We start from the raw sequence: 23,632 nt of genomic DNA, 5'->3' as shown, positions 1-23,632 counted from the left end.
TTAAGGGGGAGAACCTGCAATGAAAAAATGGACTTTATCTTTGTTAACGCTCGTATTGGTACTGGTACTGGCTGCTTGCGGCAGCAATAACGCCGCCAATAACGGGGCAGCAGGTAACACGGCTGGCGAAACGTCGGCAGCTGAAGGGAACGCCGCAGATACGGGGAACCAAACCGCAGCCGAGCCAGTGAAGCTGGTTGTAGGTGCGACCGTGCCTCATGCTGACATCTTGAAATTTATTGCACCGAAGCTGAAGGAAGAAGGCGTTGAGCTGGAAGTTAAAGAATTCACCGATTATGTGCAACCCAACGTACAGCTGTATGAAAAAGAGTTGGATGCGAACTACTTCCAACATCAGCCTTACCTGGACGAACAAAATGCCCAAAACGGCTTTGATCTCGTTCCGGTTGTAGGGGTTCACGTTGAACCGTTTGGCGCTTACTCCAACAAATACAAATCCGCTGACGAGCTTCCGGACGGCGCTACAATCGCGATCCCGAACGACCCAACCAACGGCGGCCGCGCGTTGCTGTTGCTGCAGAAGCAAGGCTTGATCAAACTGAAGGATGACGCTGGAATCACAGCAACGGCTAAAGACATCGTAGAAAATCCGAAAAACCTGAAATTCAAAGAAACGGATGCAGCTATGCTGCCTCGTCTGCTGCCTGAAGTGGATCTGGCGCTGATCAATACGAACTTCGCGCTGGAAGCGAAGCTGAATCCGACGAAGGATGCTTTGTTCATCGAGGATAAAGATTCGCCATACACGAACCTTCTGGTAGCTCGCCCGGACAATAAAGATTCCGAAGCGATCCAGAAGCTGGCGAAGGCGCTGACTTCCGACGAAGTCCGCACGTTCATCAACGACACCTATGATGGTGCTTTGGTACCGGTATTCTAAGTAGCAAGAAGCAGAAATGTCCCGTTGCGTGTGCAGCGGGATTTTTTTGTTTTCCTGCCAGTTTGAAGCGTCCATTGCATCTCAACTGTAAAACTGCAGTTCATTTTCGGCAAATCGCCCGATTTATGGCCTGTGAAATGTAAAAGTGCATTCGATTGGAGGCAATTTGGCCCCAAAAGACGCTTCTGACGGGAAATCAACTGTACTTTTGCATTTGAAAGCTTAATGTCAGGGCATTTTGGTGAAAATCAACTGCACTTTTGCATTTAAAGAGCGCTGTTTCGTCGTGGAGCATGGGGGGAGCGCAAAAGAACGGGATAGAACGCCGCGGCGGTTTGTGGGAATCCTTTAAATCTTTTATACTTAAAGGAACAGCACCTGGGAGGAGGAGAAGGAACGTTGCATGGCAAAGTTGCCTTAATTACCGGGAGCGCCAAAGGCCTCGGGAAGAAAACAGCGCTGACGCTGGCAGAACAAGGCTGCCATATCGCGCTGAATTACGTACATAGCAAAGCGGAAGCGCTCTCCCTCCAATCGGACATCGAGCGCCTGGGCGTCCGCTGCATCGCAGTGCAAGCCGACGTTTCGCGCCGGGAGCAAATCGAGGACCTGGCCCGTCAAGTGAACGAGCAGCTCGGCACGATTGACATCCTGGTCAACAACGCCGGACCGTTTATCCGCGAACGCAAGCTGTTTGCCGACTACAGCCAGAGTGAAGTGCTGGCCATGATCGAAGGGAATTTGGTGGGCAGTCTGCTGCTGGATCATCTTGTGCTGCCGGGGATGCGGGAGAAACGATGGGGGCGGATCATCCATTTTGGATTTGGTCATGCCGCTGAATCGCGCGCCTGGCCGCATCGGGCGGTCTATGCCGCGGCCAAAACCGGGCTGGTGTCCTTTACGAAGACGCTGGCCGTCGAGGAAGCCCCATACGGCATCACCGTCAATATGGTTTGCCCCGGCGACATTCGCGGGAGTCAGAAAGAGATGTCGATACATGAAGTTCGGGGGCTCCGCGATGGGGAGACGCCGCTGGGGCGTCCCGGAAGCGGGGAGGATATCGCCCGCGTCATTGCGTTTTTGTGCCATTCGGACTCGGATTTCATCACTGGCAATATCATGGACATCTCCGGCGGACTCGACCCGATCCGTCCGTGGATCAAGCCTTCTTAAGCGGGTCTGTCAGACCCAACAAAAAAACCCGGCCTTCCGACATCTTGCCGGAGCCGGGTTTGTTTAAACCCTCCTGCTGAAGAGCGATCATTCATGGATTGCGAATTAAAATACTTGTACGACCTCTTCTACGCCTTCCACTTCTTCAAACAGAGCGCGTTCGATCCCTGCTTTGAGGGTGATCGTGGAGCTTGGGCAGCTGCCGCAGGCACCCATCAATTTCAGTTTCACGATGCCGTCTTCTACGTCGACGAGTTCGACGTCGCCACCGTCACGTTGCAGGAAAGGCCGCAGTTTGTCCAATACTTCCAATACTTCATCATACAATTTATCTTGTACGTTTTCACTCATTGTTTTCAACTCCTTTCTTGCCTTATTATATTACAAAAAGTCAAAAATTTAAATGCTTCTTCATGGGGAGGACGGAAGATGAAACCGATCCTTGAATATTGTACGAATAATGCCAGTTTAGGTACGGACGAAGCGATTTGGAAAGTGAAGGAGCAAGTCGATTGCGATATCTATGAATACGGCTGCCTCACCGCTTGCGGCACGTGTTATTTGTTTCCGTACGTGCTGGTTGACGGCGAGCAGGTGGAGGGGGAAGATGCCGACCAGTTAGCCGAACGAATCCTGCAAAAAATTAGGGAGACCCATCCGTAACGAAAGGTTCCCCCTGACGAAATTATTCGTAGACCCGAAGCTCGTTGTAGAACGTATCCCGTTCAACCGGAATGCGCCCGGCCCCTTTGACGAGCCAGATCAGCTCTTTTAACGTCAATCCTTCCGGGGTTTGCGCGCCTGCCGCATGGCTGATTTGCTCCTTCAGGATCGTGCCGTGTACGTCCGAGGCCCCAAAGGTTAAGGCCACCTGCGTCAGCTGGACGCCGATATTGATAAAGTAAGCTTTGATGTGCTGAATGTTATCCAGCATCAAGCGGCTGATCGCGATCGTCTTGAGGTCCTCGAAGGCCGAATTGCGGCGCATGATGCTGGCGTTCTTGTTTCGCGGCTGCATGGACAACGGGATAAACACCTGGAACCCGCCGGTTTCGTCCTGCAGATCGCGGATTTGCATCATATGGCGGATGCGATCCTCATAGGATTCGATAGAGCCGTAGAGCATCGTGGTTGGGGTCTTCATTCCCAGCCGGTGCGCCGTCCGATGGACGTCCAGATATTGGTCAACGTTGGCTTTCTCGACCTTCATCTTTTCCCGATATTGGTCGGACAAGATTTCCGCGCCGCCGCCGGTTAAGGATTCGAGGCCGGCTTCCTGCAGTTGCATCAGCACTTCCTTCGTGCTCAGGCCGCTGAGCCGGGTGAAGAATTCGATCTCCGCCGCCGTATACGCCTTGATGGTCACATGCGGGAAATTCTCTTTCAGCGCTTTGAGCGAGTCCACGTAATATTGGAACGGTACGTGGTTGTTGTGCCCGCCTACGATATGGAACTCACGGACGCCCGGAGTGATGTGCTGCTTCACGTAAGCGACCATTTCCTCCCCGGAAAGCGTATAAGCCCCTTCTTCTCCTTGATCCTTGCGGAAGCTGCAAAACGCACAGTGAGATTCGCAGACGTTCGTGAAGTAGAGGCTCATATTTTCGATAAAATATACCTTTTTCCCGTTCTTACGCAGGTTAACTTCATTCGCTAATTGCCCGATCGTCAATATATCATTGCTTTCATATAGATAGACACCGTCTTCGAGGTTGAGACGTTCGCCTTGGCGGACTTTGTCCACAATTTCGGCCATTCTCTTGTCGGTGTTTGGGGTGACTACAGTGAACATGACGTTCCCTCCGTTTCCAATTACATGAAATGCCTCGTATCCTAACAGTATGAATTACCTACCTATTATAAACCTCACATTCCAAGCGGGCAATAAGCCTAGGGCGAAGATTAAAGATTGGCAACTAGAAAAATCACAGTTGTTGAGCGATTGGAGGAGAAGGAGTATAATTTTTCGTAAAGGAGTGAGTGCATAATGATTAATATCAGCGACAGCGCCCTGGCGCGGATTAAAGATATGATAGCCCAAGAAGAAACACCCAATATGTTCCTGCGTGTCGGAGTGAATCCCGGCGGCTGCAGCGGCTTCTCCTACGGGATGGGCCTTGATGATCAGGAGAGCGAACAGGATGTCTATATGGACATCAAGGGGCTGAAGGTCGTCGTAGATAAGGACAGCATCCGTTATCTGAACGGCCTGGAGATCGACTTCAAGGAATCCGGCTTGAGCGGCGGCTTCACCATCCACAACCCGAACGCCATCGCCACCTGCGGATGCGGTCAATCGTTCCGCTTTAAGGACGAGGAAGGCGCGCCGCAACCTTGCGATTGATTGGAAAATAATAAGGGACTCTTCCATCTGGAAGAGTCCTTTTTTCATGGTTGCGTTTCAGCTGGAGGCTCGCGAAGGTCAAGCTGATCAGGGGCAGGCGCATCCGGCTCCTCATACAAATGGGACCGCCGTTCGAACCATTGGAACAGATGGGTGAAAATTACTTTCAGCACAGCGTAGCCCGGCACGGCGAGAATCACGCCCAGGACGCCAAACAGATTGCCGGCGGTGAGGATCACGAAGATGATCGTGATCGGGTGAATGCGCAGCGTCTTGCCCATGATTTGCGGCGAAATGAACTTGCCTTCAACGAGCTGGACAACCGTCCAGACGACGATCAGCTTCAGCAGCATGATCGGCGAGGTGACGATGGCCACAATGATCGCCGGAGTAATCGCGATAGCCGGCCCGAGATACGGGACGACGCTCGTGAACGAAGCGATGATCGCCAGCGTCAGCGAATAATCCAGGCCGATGATCACGAAGCCGACATACATCAGCGCCCCGATGCAGAAGCTGACGATGATTTGCCCGCGGATATAAGAGCTAATTTGGCTGTTCATCTCGGTCATCACATGGTGCGTTTGTTCACGGAAGCGAACGGGCACGTAACGCAGGATGAACTCCGGCAGCTTCTTGCCGTCCTTTAACAGATAAAATAAGATGAACGGCATGGTGATGATCGCCAGGACGACGTTCTTGACGGCTCCAAGGAATCCGCCGATGCCGGACCAGGCGTTGTTCAACAAAGCGGTCCCTCGCTCCGACAGCGTGTTGGACAGGTCGTCCAGATTAAAGTCGGTCGACTCTTGGACCTGATGGAAGAAGTTGCTGCCGATCAAGCTTTCGAACTGCCGCTGCACCTCAGACGTATATCTTGGTAAATTTTCGATCAAACTCAGAATCTGTGCCTGAACCAACGGGATAACGGTCATAATGAGCACCGTGAGGATCCCCGCGATCAACAAATATAACCCGGTAATCGTGTATACCCGGCGAATGCGCTTCGTTTCCAGCCAATCCACCAGCGGGTTGAGCAGATAATAGATCGCTCCGGTGAGCAGAATCGGGAGCAAGACGGTTTTGAACAGCACCGTAATGGGTTTGAACACAAACGGAATATGGGCGAACACCAGAATATTCAAGCCAATCAGCAAGACGACGAGCAAAAACACTACGAAACGGTTATTTAGAAAAAACCTTTTGAATCGGTCCCCCCAAGGTTGCGTACTTCCCATGCCAATAGAACCTCCTGTATCTTTCTACTATCCCAAGTAACGATAATTTCTATGTAGTAATACGCAGAAATGGGTTTTGGTTCCCATCTTTTTTATGGAAAAAAGCCCGGATGCCATCCGCAAGCGATGCTCCGAGCTTTTCCTGTGCGGTCAGGCACTCCCGACTTGCTTTAGAAAAATTGACGATTCACCATCATGACGACCATACAGGCCGCTGCCAGAGAAAAGACGATACAGCCGATGCCGAGACCCTTACGCGTTGTCCTGGCCATTTTGATGCCCGTGAGGAACAATGCGACGGTAATGCCGGCCAGCACCAACGACATGGCGATCATGGCAAACCAATAGAGGACCTCGAACAGAGCTGCCTCAAATGAAGAACCCTCTGTATTCAAAGCTTGTGAACTCTCCTTCCTCTGCTAGTCATAGACTAACGTCTCCCCTTAATATACGCGAAATCCCTCGCTTTGCATAGAAAGAGCCTGCCTGACAGCCTTACCGGAGAAAGGGCTTAAGCCTTGGACAATCATCCAAGAATACGAATCTACAAATGAGTACTATACCGTATAGTGAGAGGAAGGGGATGGTGTCATGGCGGGGAGACAATTGGCCAATAAGTGGCTCAAGACCGAAGCGCTTCTCAGCAACGCGGTCGTGGCCGCCCACATACCGCAAACCCGATTGTACAGTGCCGATTCGTTAAGGAGCATGCTGCATCAGTTCGGCATGGTCGTCATTAAACCCCTCCGCGGCGGCGGAGGTTATGGTGTGATTAAGGTAACTTACGCAGGCGGAGTTTATGCTTATACCTATTTGTCCCGAACACGCGCGTTTTCCAGCTTTGAGGCGATGTTTCGTTCCTTAAACCGAGTGAAGGTCGGACGTAAGTATATGATCCAGCAAGGTATTCATTTGGCCCGCATCGCCGGGCGCCCGATCGACTATCGCGTGAAGGTCGTTAAAGAGAACGAAGTTTGGGTCTATCGCTCCATGGTCGGCCGGTTAGCCCGCCCTGGGCTGTTCGTGACCAACTTGTCCAAGGGAGGGACGATGCTTAGTGCCCGCGCAGGGCTCAGCCGCTCACTGGGCCGCAAAATCGCCGCCAGCAAGCGACGGGAGATGCGTACGTTAACGAATCTTTGTGTACAGATTCTAGAGGCTCGGTTTCCGGGGATCGGGCAGCTTGGTTTTGATTATGGCGTGGATCGAAACGGGAAGATCTGGATTTTTGAGGTCAATACGCGGCCACAATAAGCTCGGATTGTCGGAAAATAAAAAAATTTTTGGTGAAAAATGGGAACGGGTGTCCTGTGAATAACTTTTGTCCACATTATCCCACTAGCTTTTTCAACGGTTTTCGATATTTACTAACACGTTATTCACAGGATTTCCACAAGGGTTTGTGGATAACAAGAACACTTGTTCTACTAAACTTTTCCTGTTATGATGGGGAAAATACTAGAAAGGATGTGTTATCAATGGCGCTGTTAACGGATGAGTTGCTCCTGGAATCCTACCAGAAGGCGACCGAACTGCAGTTGGATCGGGAGTTTATCGCACTGCTGTTAGCAGAGATTCGCAAACGCGAATTAGAGCTTGCCGCGCCGTCCGTTTTGCACTAATTGTGGACAACCTGGCTAACTTCTTTAAGAAGGATAAAATTATCCCCAACCATCAAGGCGCCCGCCAGGCGTTGACATGATAAATATAAGCTTCATGACAATGCGGACACTGAACGACATGTTCGCAGCCCGAAGGAATACGCGCGGAGATGGCTGAGGTATACTGATCAGCGGATCCGTAGGGGCTGTAAGGCCCAGCGTAATCTTCTCTTTTTCCAGCATTCTCTAGAACGTGTCCGCAATCGGGGCAGGTGGCGTTTAATGAAGCTAAGCCGTTGCATAACGGGCATATATATGGCAAAGGGTATCTCTCCTTTACGACATCATCTTCCGTAAAGGTAAGATACCCTTTTGTTTGCTAGAACATGTAAGAACGTGAATAAGCTGCTTAAATTACAGCTTCAAATTACTGCTGTGACCTGGGGACAACTTCGCTTCCGGATCGATGTAGACCTTGGCGTTGTTGACCGCTGTCGGCGCTTCGCCGAATCCCACCGCAATCAGGTCCAATTTGCCGGGATATGTCGTAATGTCACCGGCGGCAAAAATGCCGGGAATCGAGCTTTCCATCCGGGAATCGACGACAATGGCGTTGCCTTCGATCTCGAGGCCCCATTCCGCGATCGGTCCCAGCGAGGATACAAAACCGAAGTTAACGATCACGTCGTCCACAACGATCTCTTGGGTTTCCTTCGTTTTAACGTCTGCCAGTGTGACGCGTTCGATGCGCTCGTCACCGTGCAGCTCTGCGATTTCCGTAGGCGTAATGACCTGGACGCGGGAAGCCATCAGCTTCTCAACGCTGTGCTCATGCGCCCGGAATTTATCGCGGCGGTGAATCAGCGTCACCTGCTCAGCGATCGGCTCAAGCATCAATGCCCAGTCCACAGCGGAGTCGCCGCCGCCGCTAATCAGCACTTTCTTGCCGTGGAAGCGGTTCATGTCGCTAACGAAATAATGCAGGTTCGTTTTCTCGAAACGGGCGGCGTTCTCCAGATCCAGACGACGAGGCTCAAAGGCGCCGACTCCTGCGGTAATGATGATGGCGCGCGCATAGTGAACACCTTTATCGGTGGTCACCACAAAATGGCGCTCTTCTTTCTTCTCAATTTGCAGCACCCGTTCCTCCAGACGCACGTCCGGCTCGAAAAGCTTTAATTGTTCATGCAGGTTGTTGATCAGCTCTTGGCCGGTCACTTTAGGAAAGCCAGCCACGTCGTAAATATATTTCTCAGGGTAAAGGGCAGCAACTTGCCCCCCAAGCTGAGGCATACTTTCAATCAGTTTGACGGAAGCCTTTCTCATTCCGCCGTAAAATGCAGCAAACATGCCCGCCGGTCCACCACCGACAATCAGAAGATCCGTGAATTCGGCGTTATTTTGGGTTGACACGTGTCAAACACCTCCAGATGGTTTCTTTTTCTTTCTGCAACTATAATGTCAATTCTACTTTATTATAATCGTCGTATCCCTAGTTTGGAAAGGCAAGATGAAAACTGTCGAAAATCTGGAATATAATCCGTTGAAAGTCCTATAATTACGGGTAAAATAAGACTTGATCTTTTAGGCAAAAGCCGATATCATTCAAATGTATGCATTCATATTTGTGACGAAAAAAGTACATTTATGATTATACGACAGAAGACTTTTGCTCATCCTACAAATAAGGTTTAAACTAATACTAAAATGTGACAAATGTCTCTGGATTGACCTAATGGGATGACTGAAACGGTTTGAGTTGGTATAGACTGGGTTTTTATGTGTTAATTTTCACATTGCGTTTTTGGCTTTAATCAAATATAGAGTGCGTAATATTGGAAGGAGAACAATTACATGAGTACCATACCCAAAATAGTGATTCTTGGTGCGGGTTATGGCGGCATTCTTACCGCGCAGCGGCTGCAGAAAGAGTTGAATTACAATGAAGCGGACGTTACTCTGGTGAATCGGCACGACTATCACTACTTCACGACGCATCTGCATATGCCGGCTGCCGGGACGGATTCCATTGAACATACCCGAGTGGCAATATCCAAATTAATTGACGAATTTAAAATCGACCTTGTGAAATCGAATGTACAGGAGATTCGTCTGGCCGACAAGAAGGTCGTGCTGCAGGACGGAACCCTTTCTTATGATTATCTGGTGATCGCGCTGGGCGGCGAACCGGAATCCTTTGGCATCCCGGGCCTGACGGAATATGCGATGACGATCCGCAGTATCAATTCCGTTCGCTTAATTCGCCAGCATATCGAATATCAATTCGCGCTTTACAAAATGGACGAAAGTCGGACCGACCGATTGAACTTCGTCGTTGGCGGCGCGGGCTTCAGCGGCATTGAATTCGTTGCCGAGCTGGCTGATCGGATCCCGCAGCTGTGCAAGGAATACGACGTTGATCCGAACTTTGTTAACGTGTACAACGTTGAAGCTGCACCAACGGTTCTGCCAGGCTTCGATCCGGAGCTGGTCGAATACGCGATGGACGTGCTGAAGAAGAAGGGCGTACAGTTCAAGATTGGCGTAGCGATCAAGGAATGCACGCCGGATGGTGTTATCTTGGCCACCGGAGAGGAAATTAAGTCGCAAACCGTCATTTGGACAGGCGGCATCCGTGGCAACCGTCTTATCGAAGCGGCAGGCTTCGAGACAGCGCGCGGTCGCGTGAAGGTCGACGATTATTTGCGGGCACCTGGCCATGATAACGTCTTTATCATCGGGGACAATTCGCTGATGTTTAATCCGGAAGGGCGTCCATACCCACCTACGGCGCAAATTGCCATGCAGCAAGGGGTGACCTGTGCGCAAAACGTGGTGGCGGCCATTCGCGGCAAAGAGCTCAAGAAATTTGTGTTTAGCAATAAAGGAACCGTGGCTTCGCTGGGCAAAGGGGAAGCCATCGCCAGCGCGTTTGGCAAGAAATATAAAGGTTGGGTTGCTGCCCAATTAAAGAAGCTGGTGGATATGCGTTACCTGTTCATTATCGGCGGGATTCCGCTGGTGTTGAAGAAAGGAAGATTCTTCTAAGATGCGTCACTGCAGCGTACAGGTTCGGGGGCTGTTGACGCGGGACGAGCTGGATCGCTATAACGCCTTGATGGAAGTGGGATCTTACCTGGAATCGCAGCAGCGTTACGATTTGGCTTATACGGTGCAGAAGGAAGTGGACCTTCTGATCCAGCCGGCCATCGAACGGCTGAAGGAGAAGAGCCGCGAACGCGACCGGGCGACCGCGGAGTTCCTGAAGTCGCTGGAGGCAGAGGCCGAAGGGGAAGATTAAACGAACAAAAGGGTGTGCCGCCCGAGGCTGGCACACCCTTCTTTTTTAAGATATCAGAAAGTATAAACTTCGGAGCTTCCGCTTCCTGATATCACAAGAAAAACTACCGCTAACCGCGGTCTGTCTTCCTAGAATATACGTCGATAGACGTTTTTCTTATCTATATGGAATTACACTTTCAACATCTCGTCCAAACGCTCTGCATTCAGCAGATTGCCGACGTAAAAGGCACCAAACTCGCCAAAACGTGCGCTGACCTCGTCAAACCGCATTTCATAGACCAGCTTCTTGAATTGCAAGGCATCGTCGGCGAACAGGGTAACGCCCCATTCCCAATCGTCGAGGCCTACGGAACCAGTGATGATCTGCTTCACTTTACCTGCATAGCTGCGGCCGATCAGGCCATGGCTGCGCATCATTTCGCGGCGCTCTTCCATCGTCAGCATGTACCAGTTGTCGGTGAGATCGCGCTTTTTGTTCATTGGATAGAAGCAGATATGGTTGGTCTTCGGCAGGATCGGCTGCAAACGGGCCATCACTTCCGGATTCGCCTTCGGGTCACCGCCGCCGGATGCGAGATAATTGCTAAGTTCTACGACGCTGACGTAGGAGTATGCTTTGGTTGTATATTCAGCAAAGGTTGTTTTGTTGAAGGCCGTCTCCAGGGCGTTCAGCTCTTCCAGGCTTTCGCGCAGGTGCATGAACACGAGATCGGCTTTCTGTCCGACGATCGAATACACCGCGGTGCTGCCGGTTTTGGATTCCTCCATCAATTCCCATTCTTTCAGGAACGTATGCAGCTCCTCCAGGGCTCCGGCGCGTTCTTCGTCATCCGCCGCTTTCCAGGCGGTCCAATCGATGGTGCGGAAATCGTGAAGCGCATACCAACCTTCTAAGGTTAGAGTAGCTTCGTTCATGTATAATCACTCCTAGATTCAATCTGATCCTCATTTACGAATTGCCAATACGTATCTTATTGTATCGCAAGGAGCCTAGACGGGGCAAATCGATTCACTCCATTTTCATGTAAAGTTCATTGCTTCGTTACATAATATCTAGTAAACTAACTACTAGCTTGATTTAGTGTGATGAATGTTATAGTTACCTCTAAGAAGGGTGGGGGAGCGATCGATGGGCTGGCTCATCGTACTGGTGCTGATGGTTCTCTTCTTCGTGATGATGTTCGGCATCGGTTTCATTTTGAATATGTTAATGAAAACAACCTGGTTTCCGGCATACGTCTTTATCATCGTGATTTTGCCCATTGTGGTCTATACGCTGTGGGACCATGAACAGAGCTTTGGGACCTATCTCGCATCGTTCCGGCTGGTCGATTATTTGACGGCGTTCGCCGGGCTGTGCGGGGCGATCCTAAGCGGATGGACGATCCGAAAACTGCGGTTGGGCGGGTACAAAATGTTTTAAAAAAAGCGCGAGTACCGTCGGGGGATAACCCTGAGGTCTCGCGCTTTTTCTGTGTGTACTTTTTCTCTGTGTACCGTTATTCCTGCTGGCCTCGCTTCCATTTCTGATATTCAAGGAATTCCTTAAATTCCTTCTTGCTGACGCCCGAAGTCATAGCTTCCTGCACCAACTCCGACCATTCCGGATCGAGTAATTCCGGTGCGGGGCGGTCGCCATACAATAGCAGGTTGATCGAGACGTTAAGAGCGTCGGCTATCTTCTCAATGAAGGAAATAGAGGGATTCGATTGAATATTGCGCTCAACGTTGCTGAGATAGGATTTTGCCACATCTGCCTTCTCCGCCAGCTCGGACAAGGAGTACCCTCGGTCCTGCCGAAGTTTCTGAATACGCTCGCCAATATGTTCTGCCATGTAGCCGTCGCCCTTCTATCAGAAATAATTTGATGTCATTATATCAGAATAACCGGGATCGGACAAAGGTGTTAAGTCGGAAATTCAACCAAACAAAGAACACCTTAGTCCCAGATCGGGGTAAGGTGTTCTGCTTAAATTTCTCAAATTATCTAATTTGACCGTCGCCTTGTTTCGCTTCAAACGTCCACGTCAGGTTCAGCGTGTCGCCTTGGAATTGGTTTTGGTCTTGACCGTTGTCCACGAATTCAAAAGCAACGGCCAACGTGTCGGTAGTGCCGGCTCTTAAGCCGCTGCGCTCGCCGAGGAAGAAGCCTCTTTCAACGGCGTCCGGTGTTTGATTTTGCAGGTCATAGAGCGTAGTTTCCCAAATGACGTCATTCAGCTTGTCGATATTGTTCAGGAATTTTACCTTAATATGTTTACCAAAATCGTCCGTGTTGTCTGGAGCGCCGGCTTTATTCGTCACCGTGTAGCTCGTTTTCAACAGAACTTCTTTAATGTCAAGCGTTCCGTCATTTTTGAGCTTGAACGTACGAGGAATCGTGTCACCTGGTTTCAAGTTGTTAAGATTTACAATCGCTGTTGGATCAGCGTTGATATCCAATGTACCTGCGGCGAACGTCCCAGTCGTTTCGACCGTATCGCTAAAGTAAGCGAACGTTCCTCCGCCGATCAATGTCAAACCGAGTGCTGCAGTTGCTACCCCAAAACCTAATGTCTTTTTGATACCCATTCCTGAATTCCTCCCTGATCTTAAATAAATTTTTTATATATAGCATCCTTATGTATACATAAGGAGAACAACCAAATCATTAGTGCTGAGCTTAGGTTGATGCGTCAATGACGTCAGGGTGCTTGGTGTCCGATTGCGATTGATTCGCTTCCGGTTTTTTTTCTTCCAGACTGGCGATGGCTTTCCACAGCGTAACCACCGCGTACAGGAACAATAGGATCCCTGGGATGATCAACAGGGTGACATTCCCCGTCTTCGTTCCAGCGAAGCTTAAGAAATAGCCCACGTACGGAACGTTAAATCCGGTATAGACGCCGGTCACATTCGCGGGGTGCACCAATTCCGAATCGGCGGAATCGTTATTATCGCCTTTCGTCCGGTACAGCACCTGGCCGTTTTGTTCGTCCTGTGTCACCTCGATGATGCGGTGGGTAATCAGCTTGTTATCGCCTGACCGGAAGGTGATGACGTCGCCGACGTTGAAACGGGTCATATCGCCGCCCGGCTTAATGGCCGCAACGGAACCGGTAGGGATGGAAGGCTCCATCGAGCCGGACAAGACCGTTTTCAGCTGATAGCCGTAGAAGTTCGGTTCGCTGCCGGAAATCTTTGAGAGGACCACCGAGCCTGCCACGGTAAAAAAGGCAACCGCCATCAGGAACGTCAGCGCGTTTCCTAACCATTTACGAATACGCATGTTATTCACCTACTTCTGAAGGAATCGCGTCCTCATTCTCGTCATCGTCATCCTCTTCATCCCCGTCGTCGTTCAAATCGATGGGCAGTTCATCCTCCGGTTTCGTCAGGATAAGACTGTCCAATGGATTTGGCTGCTCGGGGGGCAGCAGAGGTTCTAGCCCCGGTGTGCCGCTGCTAGCCGGCGCATCCGGCGGAAGGGTTGCAGATTCATCCTCTGCAACACCATCTTCTTCTGCAGGAGGTTGGACTGCTCCATCACCGGAATCGCCCACCGTCGGAGGGGGTTCTTCCTCCAACTGCTTTAATCGTTCCAGCTCCGCCAGCCGCTGTGCTTCCGCTTCTGCCAACAGTTGAGCCCGCTGCGCTTCGAGACTGGAAATCTCGGCAGTTAAGCCTGCGATTGCCGATTCCAGAGAAGCATGTACGCTCTCAAAGTACGTGCGCTCTTCGCCGGCGACCGGATCGCTGAGGGCACTTAAATCATCGGCCGACCGGGACGAAAACGGGCTGGCAAAAGCGATAGCAACAAAGCCGTTGGTCGAGAGGCTAAACTCAGATTGATGGACGGAGCGCAGGTAGCTTAAGATCTCCTGTAACGTCCCGCGAAGCGGGCCGGATAGCAAACCGCTGCCCTTCAGGAGATCCGCAATCCGGTCAAGCACCGTAGTTTGCGTGAGCTCGGCACAATTCGGCTCCAGGCCGTTTAATGAAGTCAGTAGCCCTTGAATCACGGCGGTCGCTGCCGTGATTTCCTGCACCAGCTCTTGCCAAGTGGACTGATTCAGCGCCAGTTGCTGCTGCAGCTGCTGGATTGTGGCGTTCAGCTCGCTAATCCGTGCCGATAAGCCTTCGGCTGCGTCCAGCTGCAGGCTTGCGGAGAAATCTGCGGAACCTTCCGAGCTGACCGGTCCGTCGCCGCTGGAGTACACCGCATCGGTTGAAGACGGGGGCAGCGGAAGACTGGTGGCCGGATCACTCGCATTCGGAAGAGCCGGAGACGAGATCGGAGTTGTTGTATCTATCGAAGCGCGGATTAGGCTTGCTCCGATAAGTCTCCCTTTTAAGGAAGCGGCTCGGTTCAAATGCTCGGCCAACATCGCGAGCTGGCTTTCGATTTGGCTTGGAAAGACTCGGCACGCCTTGATTTCCGTGTTATCTTCGCGTGTGCTGGTGAATTCGCCGAAGGTTGTGCCAACCTGCTGAGAAGTCCACAAGAGCAGAGTTGAGAGAATTAATCCGGACTGCAGCGATTTGACCATGTTTTGCTTCTTCCGTTTTTTGCGTAGTTTACGGATTACTTCAGCTCGGGATCTTCGCAGAATAGTCGCTCCTTTCTAGGTATGGTCCGTTCTGTTCGTTAATATGTTCGTTATTAAGAACAAACGCCGTGATTTGAATATACCTGAAATGGTTAACGTTAGGAAAGGCGCAAATCCAGTGATTTGTTCTTAATAAAGAACATTTATCTATTGTTTTCTTTAAAAATCTGACTAATTCACGGGATTTCACGATTTATTGTTCTCTATAAGAAACAATTCCTAGTACTTGACAAGCGGTGGTTCAATATGACAAGAACATTAGGGATTAAACAAAAAAAGCTAACCTTTTCGATGAAAACGGTATGCCGAACTTACGTGGAATGACATACTTTTCAAATTTGAGACGTTATAATAAGTACCAAGATGCATACTGACTAAGGAGATCCATTGGCATCAGAAGCACCAGATAAGGGTAAACCTGTTGAAAAGCAGGGGCACAAAGTCTCAGATCTAAGGTAGGAATACTAAGATGGCTGGACTGCCTGGGGACAAAACCAAAATAATGATCTTAGGAGGAGATTGTTGTTGAAGAAGTCCGCCCAGGTTATTTCTTATGATCGGTTCCCCGGAAACGTTGACCCGGAATGGGTGATTTTGCTCGCCATGGCAAAGGAGGAGGGGGTCTCCATTGATGAGGTTCGGCGTTTTTTAGCCGGAGATCGCCCTTATTTAAAAGAGTGGCATTTACATAACAAATAGATGATAAAGAAGAGGGAGTAAAGGGCCGCCCCATCAGGGGGACGGTTCTTTTTTGTGCTTATTCCGGCGTAAAACATTGTCCCGGCGAGGCTCAGGAAGAAAAAGGGAGATTTTTGTAAGCTGGGGGCGATTCAGGACGGCGTCTTTTATGCTAAAATAGAGGAAGTCTATTTGTACGTGATAGGGAAGGAGCGATGAAGCCGTGCGCATGAACAACATGCTGCATTTTACCGAAAATCACCGTTATTGCGTATACCGTGACTTCGGACTCAGTCCCGTCGATGGCAAAATGCTAGGTTTGATCTATCAACCGATGGTCGGGGCGTTCGCGATTTCGCTGTACCGGCTGCTGGTAGAGCATGTTCCTCAGGAGCAGGTTGGATATTCGGACGTCGAGCAGCAGCGGAAGCTGTTCCTGACCCTTGGCCTCGATCCAAGCGAGAAAGGGCGGAAGTTTCTCATCGAGCAGACTTCCCGGTTGGAGGCGGTGGGGCTGCTTCAGACGAACCGGCTCTATGTTCCGGACAGCGACGATTATATCTACGAATATGAGCTTCAGGCACCGCTGGCGCCGGCGGAATTTTTCCGGACTCAGCACCTGACTTTGCTGCTACGAGACAAGATCGGGAAATTCGCGGTCCTGTCTCTGCGGGAGCAGTTGTTCCGCGGAGAACCGGAGGCGTGGTCAGGGGTTGGCCTGAATAAGGAAAATATTACGGTTCCGTTCTATGAGATCTTTGAGCTGAACACCCATTCCATTGATTACGAGCTGGAGCAGGCGATTGCCGAGACGTCGATCGCCAGGCAGCCGGGGCTCAAGCTGGCTTTGGAAGAGGATGCGATCAACTATGCGGACATCATCCTGCGTTTTCCGCGTGAGTCCCAGAATCGCTCCTTCGTTGAGGCGCTTCGCTTTGACCCGGAAGGGATGGGCGTGGTGAATTATGTTGCCCGCAAGTACGATTTAAGCGTCCAGGATATTTGCCGGCTGCTGGATGAAGACGGCGTCTTTGATCCGGGCGGCGGGATTCTGCTGGATGCACTCCAGCACAAGGCCAACCTGCAGTTCCGCCAAGGCAAGCGCCGTCAGGAGGAACGCGAGGTAGCTTACGGCAAAATCGTCGCGTTGCGCGGCGAGGAGCCGAAAGCGGCGGCCGCTTCCGCTCAAGCGGGGAACGTGGCCGAGGAGGTTGCGGTACAGATGGAGTATTACGTTGACGTACCGCCGCAATTCCAAAGCAAATGCGATATTCACCAATATAATATGATGCTTCGCAATGAGCCGTATACCCGGTTACTGAAGACGTTCTTTCCGGGATCGATTCCGGACAACCTGCTGGACATTTTTGAGAAAATCGATTTGAACTACAAGCTGCCCGGCGAAGTAATCAACGTACTGATCCATTATTTGATGTCTTTGCTCACTTCTGGCGGGGAGCAGCGGATCAATCGCAATTTCATCGATGCGATCGCAGCCAACATGCTGCTTAAGCAGATCAACACGTATGAGCAGGCCGTACAATATATCCGCGACCAATCGAAGGTGAAGGAGAAGGTCAAGGAGAAGGCGGGCGGCGCCGCCTCCGGTGGAGGACGGGCGCGAACCTACGGCAGCCGGGGAGCGAAGCCGAAGCCGGAAATCCCGATTGTGGAACGGACTGGCCAGGAGACCGCCGTATCGGAAGAAGAATTTGCTGAGCTGATTAAGATGGCGGAACGCATGCAATCCGGAAAGCATAAAAAAGAAGTCTGAATCCGTTTAGGCTTGGGGAAGGAAGGTGACACAATCAATGGAATCACTTGGGGAACTGCTTACGCAGATGAAAAGCACGCAATTCAAACAACGCTCCGAGGAGCTGACCGCACGTCTGATGAATGACCCGCTGGTAAGGGAACTCCGGGACCAACATCCGGAGCTGGAACAGGAGCAGCTGACGCGCGGGATGGCCAAGCTGTATCAATACATCAACGACAGCAAGCACTGCGCCAACTGCCCGGGCTTGGAGCAATGTCCCAACGATTTCCCTGGCCATTTCACGAAGCTGACGGTCGAGCAGGTGGGCGGGAGCCCGCAGCTTGTAGATCGTCAGGTGCCATGCCCCAAGCAACTGCAATATGAGCGCGAATTGTCCGTCAAGAAACGGATTCATAGCTTTTATGTGGATGAGCGGGCGCTGGAAGCCGGTTATGACGAAGTGGAAATCATGACGAAGGATGCCATGCGTGCGCCGGCGGTAGGGCAAGTGTTCCGCTATATTAATGAAACGAAGGAATCCGGCCTGCAAACGAAAGGGCTGTATCTGGAAGGTCCGTTTGGCACCGGCAAAACGTTCTTGATGTGCTATTTGCTGCACGAACTGGCCAAGGAAGGTTACTCCGGCGCCATCGTTTATATGCCGGAATTCGTGGAAGAGCTGAAGAGCATGCTGCAGGACAGCGACAAGCTGCGCGAAACGGTGGAAATGATGAAGCAGGTGGATCTGCTGATCTTTGACGATATCGGTGCAGAGAACCTGAATCCGTGGGTGCGCGACCATGTCATGGGCGCGATTTTGAATTATCGGATGAACCGGAAGCCCACGTTCTACACGTCAAACTATTCCTTGAGTGCGTTGGAGAAGCATTTGAGCTTTACGAGCAAGGACGGGGAAGAGCGGCATAAGGGCCAACGGTTAATGGATCGGATTGCCCCGTTCGTGAACGTTGTTCAGGTGAATGGGACGAATAAGCGCGGCCAAGCCTAATAACGGAATACTGCGGACAAAGATAAAGAGCCGAGCACATCCCTTATCGGGGGATCGCCTGGCTCTTTCGTTAATTCGAGGTCTGGTTACCGCCTAGCTGGCGATAAATTTAATGATGACCATGCCGAAGAAAATCACGATCATAAACGTCAACATGCCAAAAAAGCCGTTCATCAAATCAAACAGATCGTTGCGGGGTTCTTCGTTGATATGCTGCCGCGGATCGTTCGCATGCGTGTTAGCATCCATGGCGACGGGCCTCCTCAGGAAATTATCGTCTCGTCAATGAAATATGTCATAGACAATCCGTTTTCAGGTTATTCTTAGTATAACCAAACTTTTTTCGTTTTGTAAAGAAGGCGTTACCATACACTTTCTTTTTTTCAGTGTAGTGTGGTATAATGAGTTCGGCAACAGCTTTTTGGGCTGACTGCTCCAATTTTTTTGTCTAACTATCCAGTTGTTCGCGTTTGTGTCACTAAAGTGCCAGGCCGGGCAACCCAAATAAGGAGGAAATTATCATGGCTATCGTGAACGTATCCGATCAGTCCTTCAATGCTGAAATCGAAGGACAAGGTCCGGTTCTTGTTGATTTTTGGGCTCCATGGTGCGGCCCTTGCAAAATGATCGCTCCGATTCTGGAGGAGCTGGATGCAGAAGTAGGTGACTCCGTGAAGATCGCCAAGCTGAACGTGGATGATAACCCGGAAACAGCTTCCCGTTTCGGCGTGATGAGCATTCCTACACTGATCCTGTTCAAAGACGGTCAACCGGTCGATAAAATCGTCGGATTGAACTCGAAGGATACGCTGAAGAACCTGATCGCTAAACATCAATAATCCAGACGATCAGGCGCGTCGCTTGACGCCTTGGATGACGCCTCCGGTTTGGGCCGGAGGCGTTTTCTGCGTTAACTTGGAGTGGAGAAAGGAGGAGGAAGCTTGGACACATCGGCCAATGAAACGTTAAGTTACGAGAAAGCGATGGAGCGAATCCAACATAAACTGGCGCTGCTGCCCGATTCCCCGGGTTGTTACTTAATGAAGAACAAAGACGGTAAGATCATTTACGTCGGCAAAGCCAAGGTGCTGAAGAACCGGGTCCGTTCCTATTTTACAGGCAGCCATAACGGGAAAACCCAGCTGCTCGTATCCGAGATCCGCGACTTCGAATACATCGTGACCGCGAGCAATATGGAAGCACTTATCCTGGAATGTAACCTGATTAAAGAACATCATCCGCGTTACAATATCCTCCTGAAGGATGACAAGACTTTCCCCTATATCAAAATTACGAATGAACCGCATCCCCGGCTGGAAGTGACCCGGCGGGTGCTTAAAGATAAAGCAAAATATTTTGGTCCGTATCCGAACGCCTACGCGGCTCAGCAAACGAAGAAGCTGCTCGACCGCATGTATCCGCTGCGCAAATGCAATGTGATGCCGAAGGAAGTGTGCTTGTATTATCACATCGGCCAATGCTTGGCACCTTGCGTATATGAGGTCGAGAAGGAAACGTATGAGAAGATGACGCAGGAGATCATCTCGTTCCTGAGCGGCGGGCATGAGGAGATCAAGAAAGAGCTGGAGCGCAAAATGCACGAGGCAGCCGAGGCCCTGCAATTCGAGCGAGCTAAGGAGCTGCGCGACCAAATCATTAACATTGATGCGGTGATGGAGAAGCAGAAGATTACGGTGACCGATGCGAAGGACCGCGACGTGTTTGGGTATGCCGTAGACAAGGGCTGGATGTGCGTGCAGATTCTATACATGCGTCAGGGAAAAATGATCGAACGGCATGCGTCGGTCTTTCCGTTTTACGGCGACGCCTATGGCGATTTTATGTCCTACGTGACGCAGTATTACAGCGATAACCCGGCTTTGCCGCAGGAGATTCTGCTGCCGGAGAAGCCGGAGGATCAAGAGGAGGCCGGCGCGCTCGATGCTCCAACCGCCTTGCAGGAGTGGCTGGGGGTGAAGACGCTGGTGCCGCAACGCGGCTTAAAGCGGCAAATGACCAAAATGGCCGAGGAGAACGCGCGCGTGACGCTGGACGAGAAGTTCCGCCTGATCGAACGGGATGAGGAACGCACCTCGAAGGCGGCCGAGAACCTCGGCAAAGCGATTGGCCTGGAGTCGGTGTCGCGGATCGAAGCGTTTGATAACTCCAACATCCAAGGGTCGAACCCGGTCTCAGCCATGGTGGTGTTCATTGACGGCAAGCCGGCCAAGAAGGAATACCGCAAATATAAAGTAAAAACCGTGAAGGGCCCGGACGATTACGAGACGATGCGCGAGGTCATCCGCCGTCGCTATGAGCGGGTGCTGAAGGAGAATTTACCGCGGCCTGACCTAATCGTGGTCGACGGAGGCAAGGGGCAGATCTCTGCGGCTACCGATGTGCTGGAGAACGAGCTGGGCCTACACATCCCGGTATGCGGCCTCGTGAAGGACGCCAAGCATAAAACCGCACAGCTGATGGCGTTTGATCCGCCGGAGCCGGTTTATCTGCCGCGCGACAGCCAGGAGTTCTACCTGCTGCAGCGGATTCAGGACGAGGTGCACCGCTTCGCCATTTCGTTCCATCGCGAACAGCGGGCCAAGTCGATGGTCGCCTCACGGCTGGACTCGATCCCCGGCATCGGGGAGAAACGCCGGAAGGCGCTGCTTAAGCACTTTGGATCGCTGAAAAAAATTAAAGAGGCCTCCGTCGAAGACTTTCGGCCTCTTTCTATCGGGGATAAATTAGCCCGTCAAATCCTTAATGCCCTTCGGGACGAAGATCCGCCAGAGGAGTCATAACATACGGCTCCTCTTTTTGTTGCGGCGTCGGGGTCTTCCGCTCCTTGCTTGGCGGGTTAAACAAGTAAATCACATACGCAACGATCGCCGGCAAGGCGATGTAGAACAACCCGGCGACGATGTTCAGCGCTCCGCCCATAAACATCAGGCTCAGCGACATCAGGATGCTGTCGAAGATGACGTGCGAGAAGACAACGGTCGCGAAGCCGTAGCGCAGGAACACGAAGCTGAACAGCAGTCCGATAAAGGTTAATTCGATCGGGCGCGAAATGACCGGATAAATCGGATACAACGTGTGGCCAAACGCCCAGATTAAGGTCGACAGCAGGCAGGCGATAAAGGTGCTGCGGAACATTTTCTTCAGCATTGGGATCCCGAACAAGCGATACACCGCTTCTTCTCCGATCCCTGCCACCCAAGCCAGCAGCGGAAACAATAGCGGGTACACCATGTTGTAAGGCGATTGCGTCGCATCGGTCGTGGACCAGGTATGAATCGTTTGCTCTAAAATGAAGAAAACAACGGATTGAACGCCTAACAGGATCAATGCCCAGGCATACCCGTCAGCCACGGAGGTCAGGATGGAACGGCCGTACCCTTCTTCCCGTGATCGCGCCCACAAGTTGATGCCGTTCTTCCGCCACAGTCCATCGCCGCCCACCAGCGAGAAGTACACGGAAGCGGCGAGGAACAACGTCACCAGACCTTGGAAGAAGAGGCCAAAGATGAGCACGCCGGATTCAAGACCGTCTTTTTGGAACACGGGGATCATGTTGATCGTTCCAATCGTGGATAGCACGAAGTAAGCCGAAGCCAGGAAAATACCCCGCTTAAACGAGGTATGGGCCCGCGTCAGCGCGCTGTAGACGATCGCCAGAATCGCCAGCACGAACGTCAACAGGGCGTATCCGGCATAGGTGAGCCAGCTGGCGATTTTCGTCTGTCCGGCGACGTAGTCCTGATGAGCCTGCGGTACGGTAAAATAGCTCTCCAACGAGGAAACCTTGCCGTATTCGAAGCTGAGCTTGATTTCCGCTTGCGATTCGCCTAACGTGTAGCCATTGATATGGTAGAGGAGGCCCACATCCCCTTCACCGGAGGCCAGCTCCAGATCGCTTGGTTTAAATCCAAAGGCGTTCAGGTAAGGCTGTGCCAGCTCTTCTTTCTCCGCTAACGTTAAATCCCCCTCCCATGCCTTCATGGAATCGGTGGTTTCCGATCCTACATCAAGCATCATCTGCTTGGTGGCGTTGCTGGAGGAACTGATCTCCTCGAAGCCGACGACTTGACCGGTGGTCATATGGACATCCACGGTCACGGCGCTTAACGATTCGGTGGGGTCCGTGTAACGGACGCGAAATACGTCATATGGAAATTGCTTGTCATACGTTTTTAAGTATGGGGCGAGCAGATCGGCTTTGGTTAAGTAACCAAACAGATCGGAACGCGTTTCGTATGTAATCAATGCTTTATCCTTCGTGGGATTCGGCAGGTCGATCCCAAGTACGGATTGGACAAATTCACTTGCATGGGCAGCTGCTTCCGGTTTGCTGATCACCTCATTTGCTTGCTGCAGCTGCAAGGACTCCGAATCGGTGGTCGGAAACAGTTGAACGGCGACGAACACAATGAATCCTAGGGCGGCCAGCAGCCACAGATTTTTGGTCTTCATCCTGCGGCGGCCATTTGACGTCAAAGGGGAACTCACTCGCAAAACTCCTTTGTTATTAAGTTGAATGAAATCGGGAACACGTACTCTTCTTATATTATGAGGTATGTTTTTCCCTCAAGTACGTCAAAGTAAAGATAACACAGCTATCCCCCCTGCGCCAGACGGATGGCAAAAATGACGAGAAACGGCAAAAACTCCGGCAAGCCCTCGCATCACTCAGATTGGGGGCGAAGTTGATCCTCCCACTCCCTGATTTCGTCCTTTTCTGGTCTTTTTCTTGAAAATAGAGCTTTGTGGCGGGACGGAATAAGGGATATAATCCATTTGACGAAAAATGATTGAAAACAATTGAAAAGATTGGCCGAATTTCGCAATGAAAACGGGGGAACCGTATATTTTGGGGTGAATTTCACGGAGCTTCAACTCCCAGCAAGGGGATATGTTCCGCGAATAGGGCAACTGGGCATGTCCGAATCCGTCAGCTAACCTCGTAGGCCTGTGCATCAGGAACCAAACACCGAAAGGCATTGGATTTCCAGTGCTTTTTTTCTTTTGTGTTTTTTTCAG

General features: G+C 51.2%; 26 protein-coding genes and 2 riboswitches. Of the genes, 14 read left to right on the top strand and 12 right to left on the bottom strand.

What is annotated here, in order from left to right; genetic code table 11:
• The first annotated feature begins 19 nt into the window (after positions 1–19).
• Both NSQ80_RS17115 and NSQ80_RS17110 read left to right on the top strand, forming a co-directional pair.
• Entirely contained in the window at positions 20–901 is an 882-nt protein-coding gene (locus NSQ80_RS17115; protein WP_009224770.1) for a MetQ/NlpA family ABC transporter substrate-binding protein, read from the top strand.
• A gap of 399 nt (positions 902–1,300) precedes the next feature.
• Positions 1,301–2,074 (top strand): SDR family oxidoreductase, encoded by a 774-nt coding sequence (locus NSQ80_RS17110; protein WP_009224771.1) that lies wholly within the window; start codon positions 1,301–1,303, stop codon positions 2,072–2,074.
• Positions 2,075–2,179: 105 nt separating this feature from the next.
• Here the strand turns inward: NSQ80_RS17110 and NSQ80_RS17105 are convergent, their stop codons facing one another.
• Complete coding sequence (locus NSQ80_RS17105) at positions 2,180–2,425, bottom strand: NifU family protein (protein WP_009224772.1); 246 nt, start codon at positions 2,423–2,425, stop codon at positions 2,180–2,182.
• Positions 2,426–2,503: 78 nt separating this feature from the next.
• On the opposite strand from NSQ80_RS17105, the gene NSQ80_RS17100 reads away from it, so the two are divergent.
• Complete coding sequence (locus NSQ80_RS17100; RefSeq protein ID WP_323077661.1) at positions 2,504–2,737, top strand: YuzB family protein; 234 nt, start codon at positions 2,504–2,506, stop codon at positions 2,735–2,737.
• A 22-nt stretch (positions 2,738–2,759) separates the two neighbouring features.
• On the opposite strand, the gene mqnE is transcribed toward NSQ80_RS17100, so the two are convergent.
• A complete protein-coding gene (gene mqnE, locus NSQ80_RS17095; protein WP_009224774.1) occupies positions 2,760–3,866 on the bottom strand; it encodes an aminofutalosine synthase MqnE in 1,107 nt (368 codons plus the stop codon).
• Between the two features lie 195 nt (positions 3,867–4,061).
• On the opposite strand from mqnE, the gene NSQ80_RS17090 reads away from it, so the two are divergent.
• Positions 4,062–4,418 carry an iron-sulfur cluster assembly accessory protein gene (locus NSQ80_RS17090; protein WP_009224775.1) on the top strand — a complete coding sequence of 119 codons (357 nt, stop codon included), beginning with the start codon at positions 4,062–4,064 and terminating at the stop codon, positions 4,416–4,418.
• Between the two features lie 44 nt (positions 4,419–4,462).
• Here NSQ80_RS17090 and NSQ80_RS17085 read toward each other — a convergent pair whose 3' ends face one another.
• Positions 4,463–5,656: an AI-2E family transporter gene (locus NSQ80_RS17085; protein ID WP_339300073.1), complete on the bottom strand. Its 1,194-nt coding sequence runs from the start codon at positions 5,654–5,656 to the stop codon at positions 4,463–4,465.
• A 170-nt stretch (positions 5,657–5,826) separates the two neighbouring features.
• Positions 5,827–6,051 carry a hypothetical protein gene (locus NSQ80_RS17080; RefSeq protein WP_009224804.1) on the bottom strand — a complete coding sequence of 75 codons (225 nt, stop codon included), beginning with the start codon at positions 6,049–6,051 and terminating at the stop codon, positions 5,827–5,829.
• Positions 6,052–6,247: 196 nt separating this feature from the next.
• On the opposite strand from NSQ80_RS17080, the gene NSQ80_RS17075 reads away from it, so the two are divergent.
• On the top strand, positions 6,248–6,910 hold the full coding sequence (locus NSQ80_RS17075; RefSeq protein WP_009224805.1) for a YheC/YheD family protein: 663 nt from the start codon (positions 6,248–6,250) through the stop codon (positions 6,908–6,910).
• Positions 6,911–7,134: 224 nt separating this feature from the next.
• Entirely contained in the window at positions 7,135–7,278 is a 144-nt protein-coding gene (gene sda / locus NSQ80_RS17070) for a sporulation histidine kinase inhibitor Sda (protein ID WP_028540204.1), read from the top strand.
• A 393-nt stretch (positions 7,279–7,671) separates the two neighbouring features.
• Here sda and NSQ80_RS17065 read toward each other — a convergent pair whose 3' ends face one another.
• The gene (locus tag NSQ80_RS17065) at positions 7,672–8,670 is read right to left on the bottom strand and encodes an NAD(P)/FAD-dependent oxidoreductase (protein ID WP_323077613.1); all 999 of its coding nucleotides are present in this window, start codon (positions 8,668–8,670) and stop codon (positions 7,672–7,674) included.
• A gap of 441 nt (positions 8,671–9,111) precedes the next feature.
• Between NSQ80_RS17065 and NSQ80_RS17060 the strand changes: the two genes are divergently transcribed.
• Both NSQ80_RS17060 and NSQ80_RS17055 read left to right on the top strand, forming a co-directional pair.
• The gene (locus NSQ80_RS17060) at positions 9,112–10,305 is read left to right on the top strand and encodes an NAD(P)/FAD-dependent oxidoreductase (RefSeq protein WP_009224808.1); all 1,194 of its coding nucleotides are present in this window, start codon (positions 9,112–9,114) and stop codon (positions 10,303–10,305) included.
• A gap of 1 nt (position 10,306) precedes the next feature.
• A complete protein-coding gene (locus tag NSQ80_RS17055; RefSeq protein WP_260070541.1) occupies positions 10,307–10,558 on the top strand; it encodes a hypothetical protein in 252 nt (83 codons plus the stop codon).
• A 170-nt stretch (positions 10,559–10,728) separates the two neighbouring features.
• Here NSQ80_RS17055 and hemQ read toward each other — a convergent pair whose 3' ends face one another.
• A complete protein-coding gene (gene hemQ, locus NSQ80_RS17050; RefSeq protein ID WP_009224810.1) occupies positions 10,729–11,475 on the bottom strand; it encodes a hydrogen peroxide-dependent heme synthase in 747 nt (248 codons plus the stop codon).
• Between the two features lie 214 nt (positions 11,476–11,689).
• Here hemQ and NSQ80_RS17045 point away from each other — a divergent pair, with 214 nt between their 5' ends.
• Positions 11,690–11,983 carry a YuiB family protein gene (locus tag NSQ80_RS17045; protein WP_009224811.1) on the top strand — a complete coding sequence of 98 codons (294 nt, stop codon included), beginning with the start codon at positions 11,690–11,692 and terminating at the stop codon, positions 11,981–11,983.
• A gap of 76 nt (positions 11,984–12,059) precedes the next feature.
• Here NSQ80_RS17045 and NSQ80_RS17040 read toward each other — a convergent pair whose 3' ends face one another.
• The 4 genes from NSQ80_RS17040 to NSQ80_RS17025 all read right to left on the bottom strand — a co-directional run bounded on the left by NSQ80_RS17040 (position 12,060) and on the right by NSQ80_RS17025 (position 15,089).
• A complete protein-coding gene (locus tag NSQ80_RS17040; RefSeq protein ID WP_009224812.1) occupies positions 12,060–12,395 on the bottom strand; it encodes a helix-turn-helix domain-containing protein in 336 nt (111 codons plus the stop codon).
• A gap of 148 nt (positions 12,396–12,543) precedes the next feature.
• Positions 12,544–13,131 carry a CalY family protein gene (locus NSQ80_RS17035; RefSeq protein WP_260070539.1) on the bottom strand — a complete coding sequence of 196 codons (588 nt, stop codon included), beginning with the start codon at positions 13,129–13,131 and terminating at the stop codon, positions 12,544–12,546.
• Between the two features lie 91 nt (positions 13,132–13,222).
• The gene (locus NSQ80_RS17030) at positions 13,223–13,828 is read right to left on the bottom strand and encodes a signal peptidase I (protein ID WP_323077610.1); all 606 of its coding nucleotides are present in this window, start codon (positions 13,826–13,828) and stop codon (positions 13,223–13,225) included.
• Between the two features lies 1 nt (position 13,829).
• Positions 13,830–15,089 carry a hypothetical protein gene (locus NSQ80_RS17025; protein ID WP_339300067.1) on the bottom strand — a complete coding sequence of 420 codons (1,260 nt, stop codon included), beginning with the start codon at positions 15,087–15,089 and terminating at the stop codon, positions 13,830–13,832.
• A 461-nt stretch (positions 15,090–15,550) separates the two neighbouring features.
• Positions 15,551–15,635: riboswitch (cyclic di-GMP riboswitch) on the top strand.
• Between the two features lie 39 nt (positions 15,636–15,674).
• Between NSQ80_RS17025 and NSQ80_RS17020 the strand changes: the two genes are divergently transcribed.
• From NSQ80_RS17020 to dnaI, 3 genes are all read left to right on the top strand, one after another.
• Entirely contained in the window at positions 15,675–15,848 is a 174-nt protein-coding gene (locus tag NSQ80_RS17020) for an anti-repressor SinI family protein (protein ID WP_260070536.1), read from the top strand.
• Between the two features lie 202 nt (positions 15,849–16,050).
• Positions 16,051–17,601 (top strand): DnaD domain protein, encoded by a 1,551-nt coding sequence (locus NSQ80_RS17015; protein ID WP_260070535.1) that lies wholly within the window; start codon positions 16,051–16,053, stop codon positions 17,599–17,601.
• Between the two features lie 37 nt (positions 17,602–17,638).
• Entirely contained in the window at positions 17,639–18,592 is a 954-nt protein-coding gene (gene dnaI, locus NSQ80_RS17010; protein ID WP_009224818.1) for a primosomal protein DnaI, read from the top strand.
• Positions 18,593–18,685: 93 nt separating this feature from the next.
• Here dnaI and NSQ80_RS17005 read toward each other — a convergent pair whose 3' ends face one another.
• Positions 18,686–18,841, bottom strand: a complete 156-nt coding sequence (locus NSQ80_RS17005) for a hypothetical protein (protein ID WP_009224819.1) — start codon at positions 18,839–18,841, stop codon at positions 18,686–18,688.
• A 272-nt stretch (positions 18,842–19,113) separates the two neighbouring features.
• Between NSQ80_RS17005 and trxA the strand changes: the two genes are divergently transcribed.
• Together trxA and uvrC are read left to right on the top strand one after the other, a co-directional pair.
• Positions 19,114–19,431, top strand: coding sequence for a thioredoxin (gene trxA, locus NSQ80_RS17000; protein WP_009224820.1), 318 nt, complete (start codon positions 19,114–19,116; stop codon positions 19,429–19,431).
• Between the two features lie 144 nt (positions 19,432–19,575).
• Positions 19,576–21,393: an excinuclease ABC subunit UvrC gene (uvrC, locus tag NSQ80_RS16995; protein WP_339302184.1), complete on the top strand. Its 1,818-nt coding sequence runs from the start codon at positions 19,576–19,578 to the stop codon at positions 21,391–21,393.
• Here uvrC and NSQ80_RS16990 read toward each other — a convergent pair.
• Positions 21,353–23,101, bottom strand: coding sequence for a type II CAAX endopeptidase family protein (locus tag NSQ80_RS16990; RefSeq protein WP_260070534.1), 1,749 nt, complete (start codon positions 23,099–23,101; stop codon positions 21,353–21,355). The two genes, uvrC and NSQ80_RS16990, sit on opposite strands and share 41 nt — an antisense overlap.
• Before the next feature lie 313 nt (positions 23,102–23,414).
• A riboswitch (cyclic di-AMP (ydaO/yuaA leader) is annotated at positions 23,415–23,577 on the top strand.
• Positions 23,578–23,632: the final 55 nt, after the last annotated feature.

This window comes from Paenibacillus sp. FSL K6-2441 (assembly GCF_037964765.1).
Lineage (GTDB): Bacteria > Bacillota > Bacilli > Paenibacillales > Paenibacillaceae > Fontibacillus > Fontibacillus phoenicis.
Note: the sequence above shows the minus strand (reverse complement) of the source record. Positions and strands in the feature narration are given on the sequence as shown.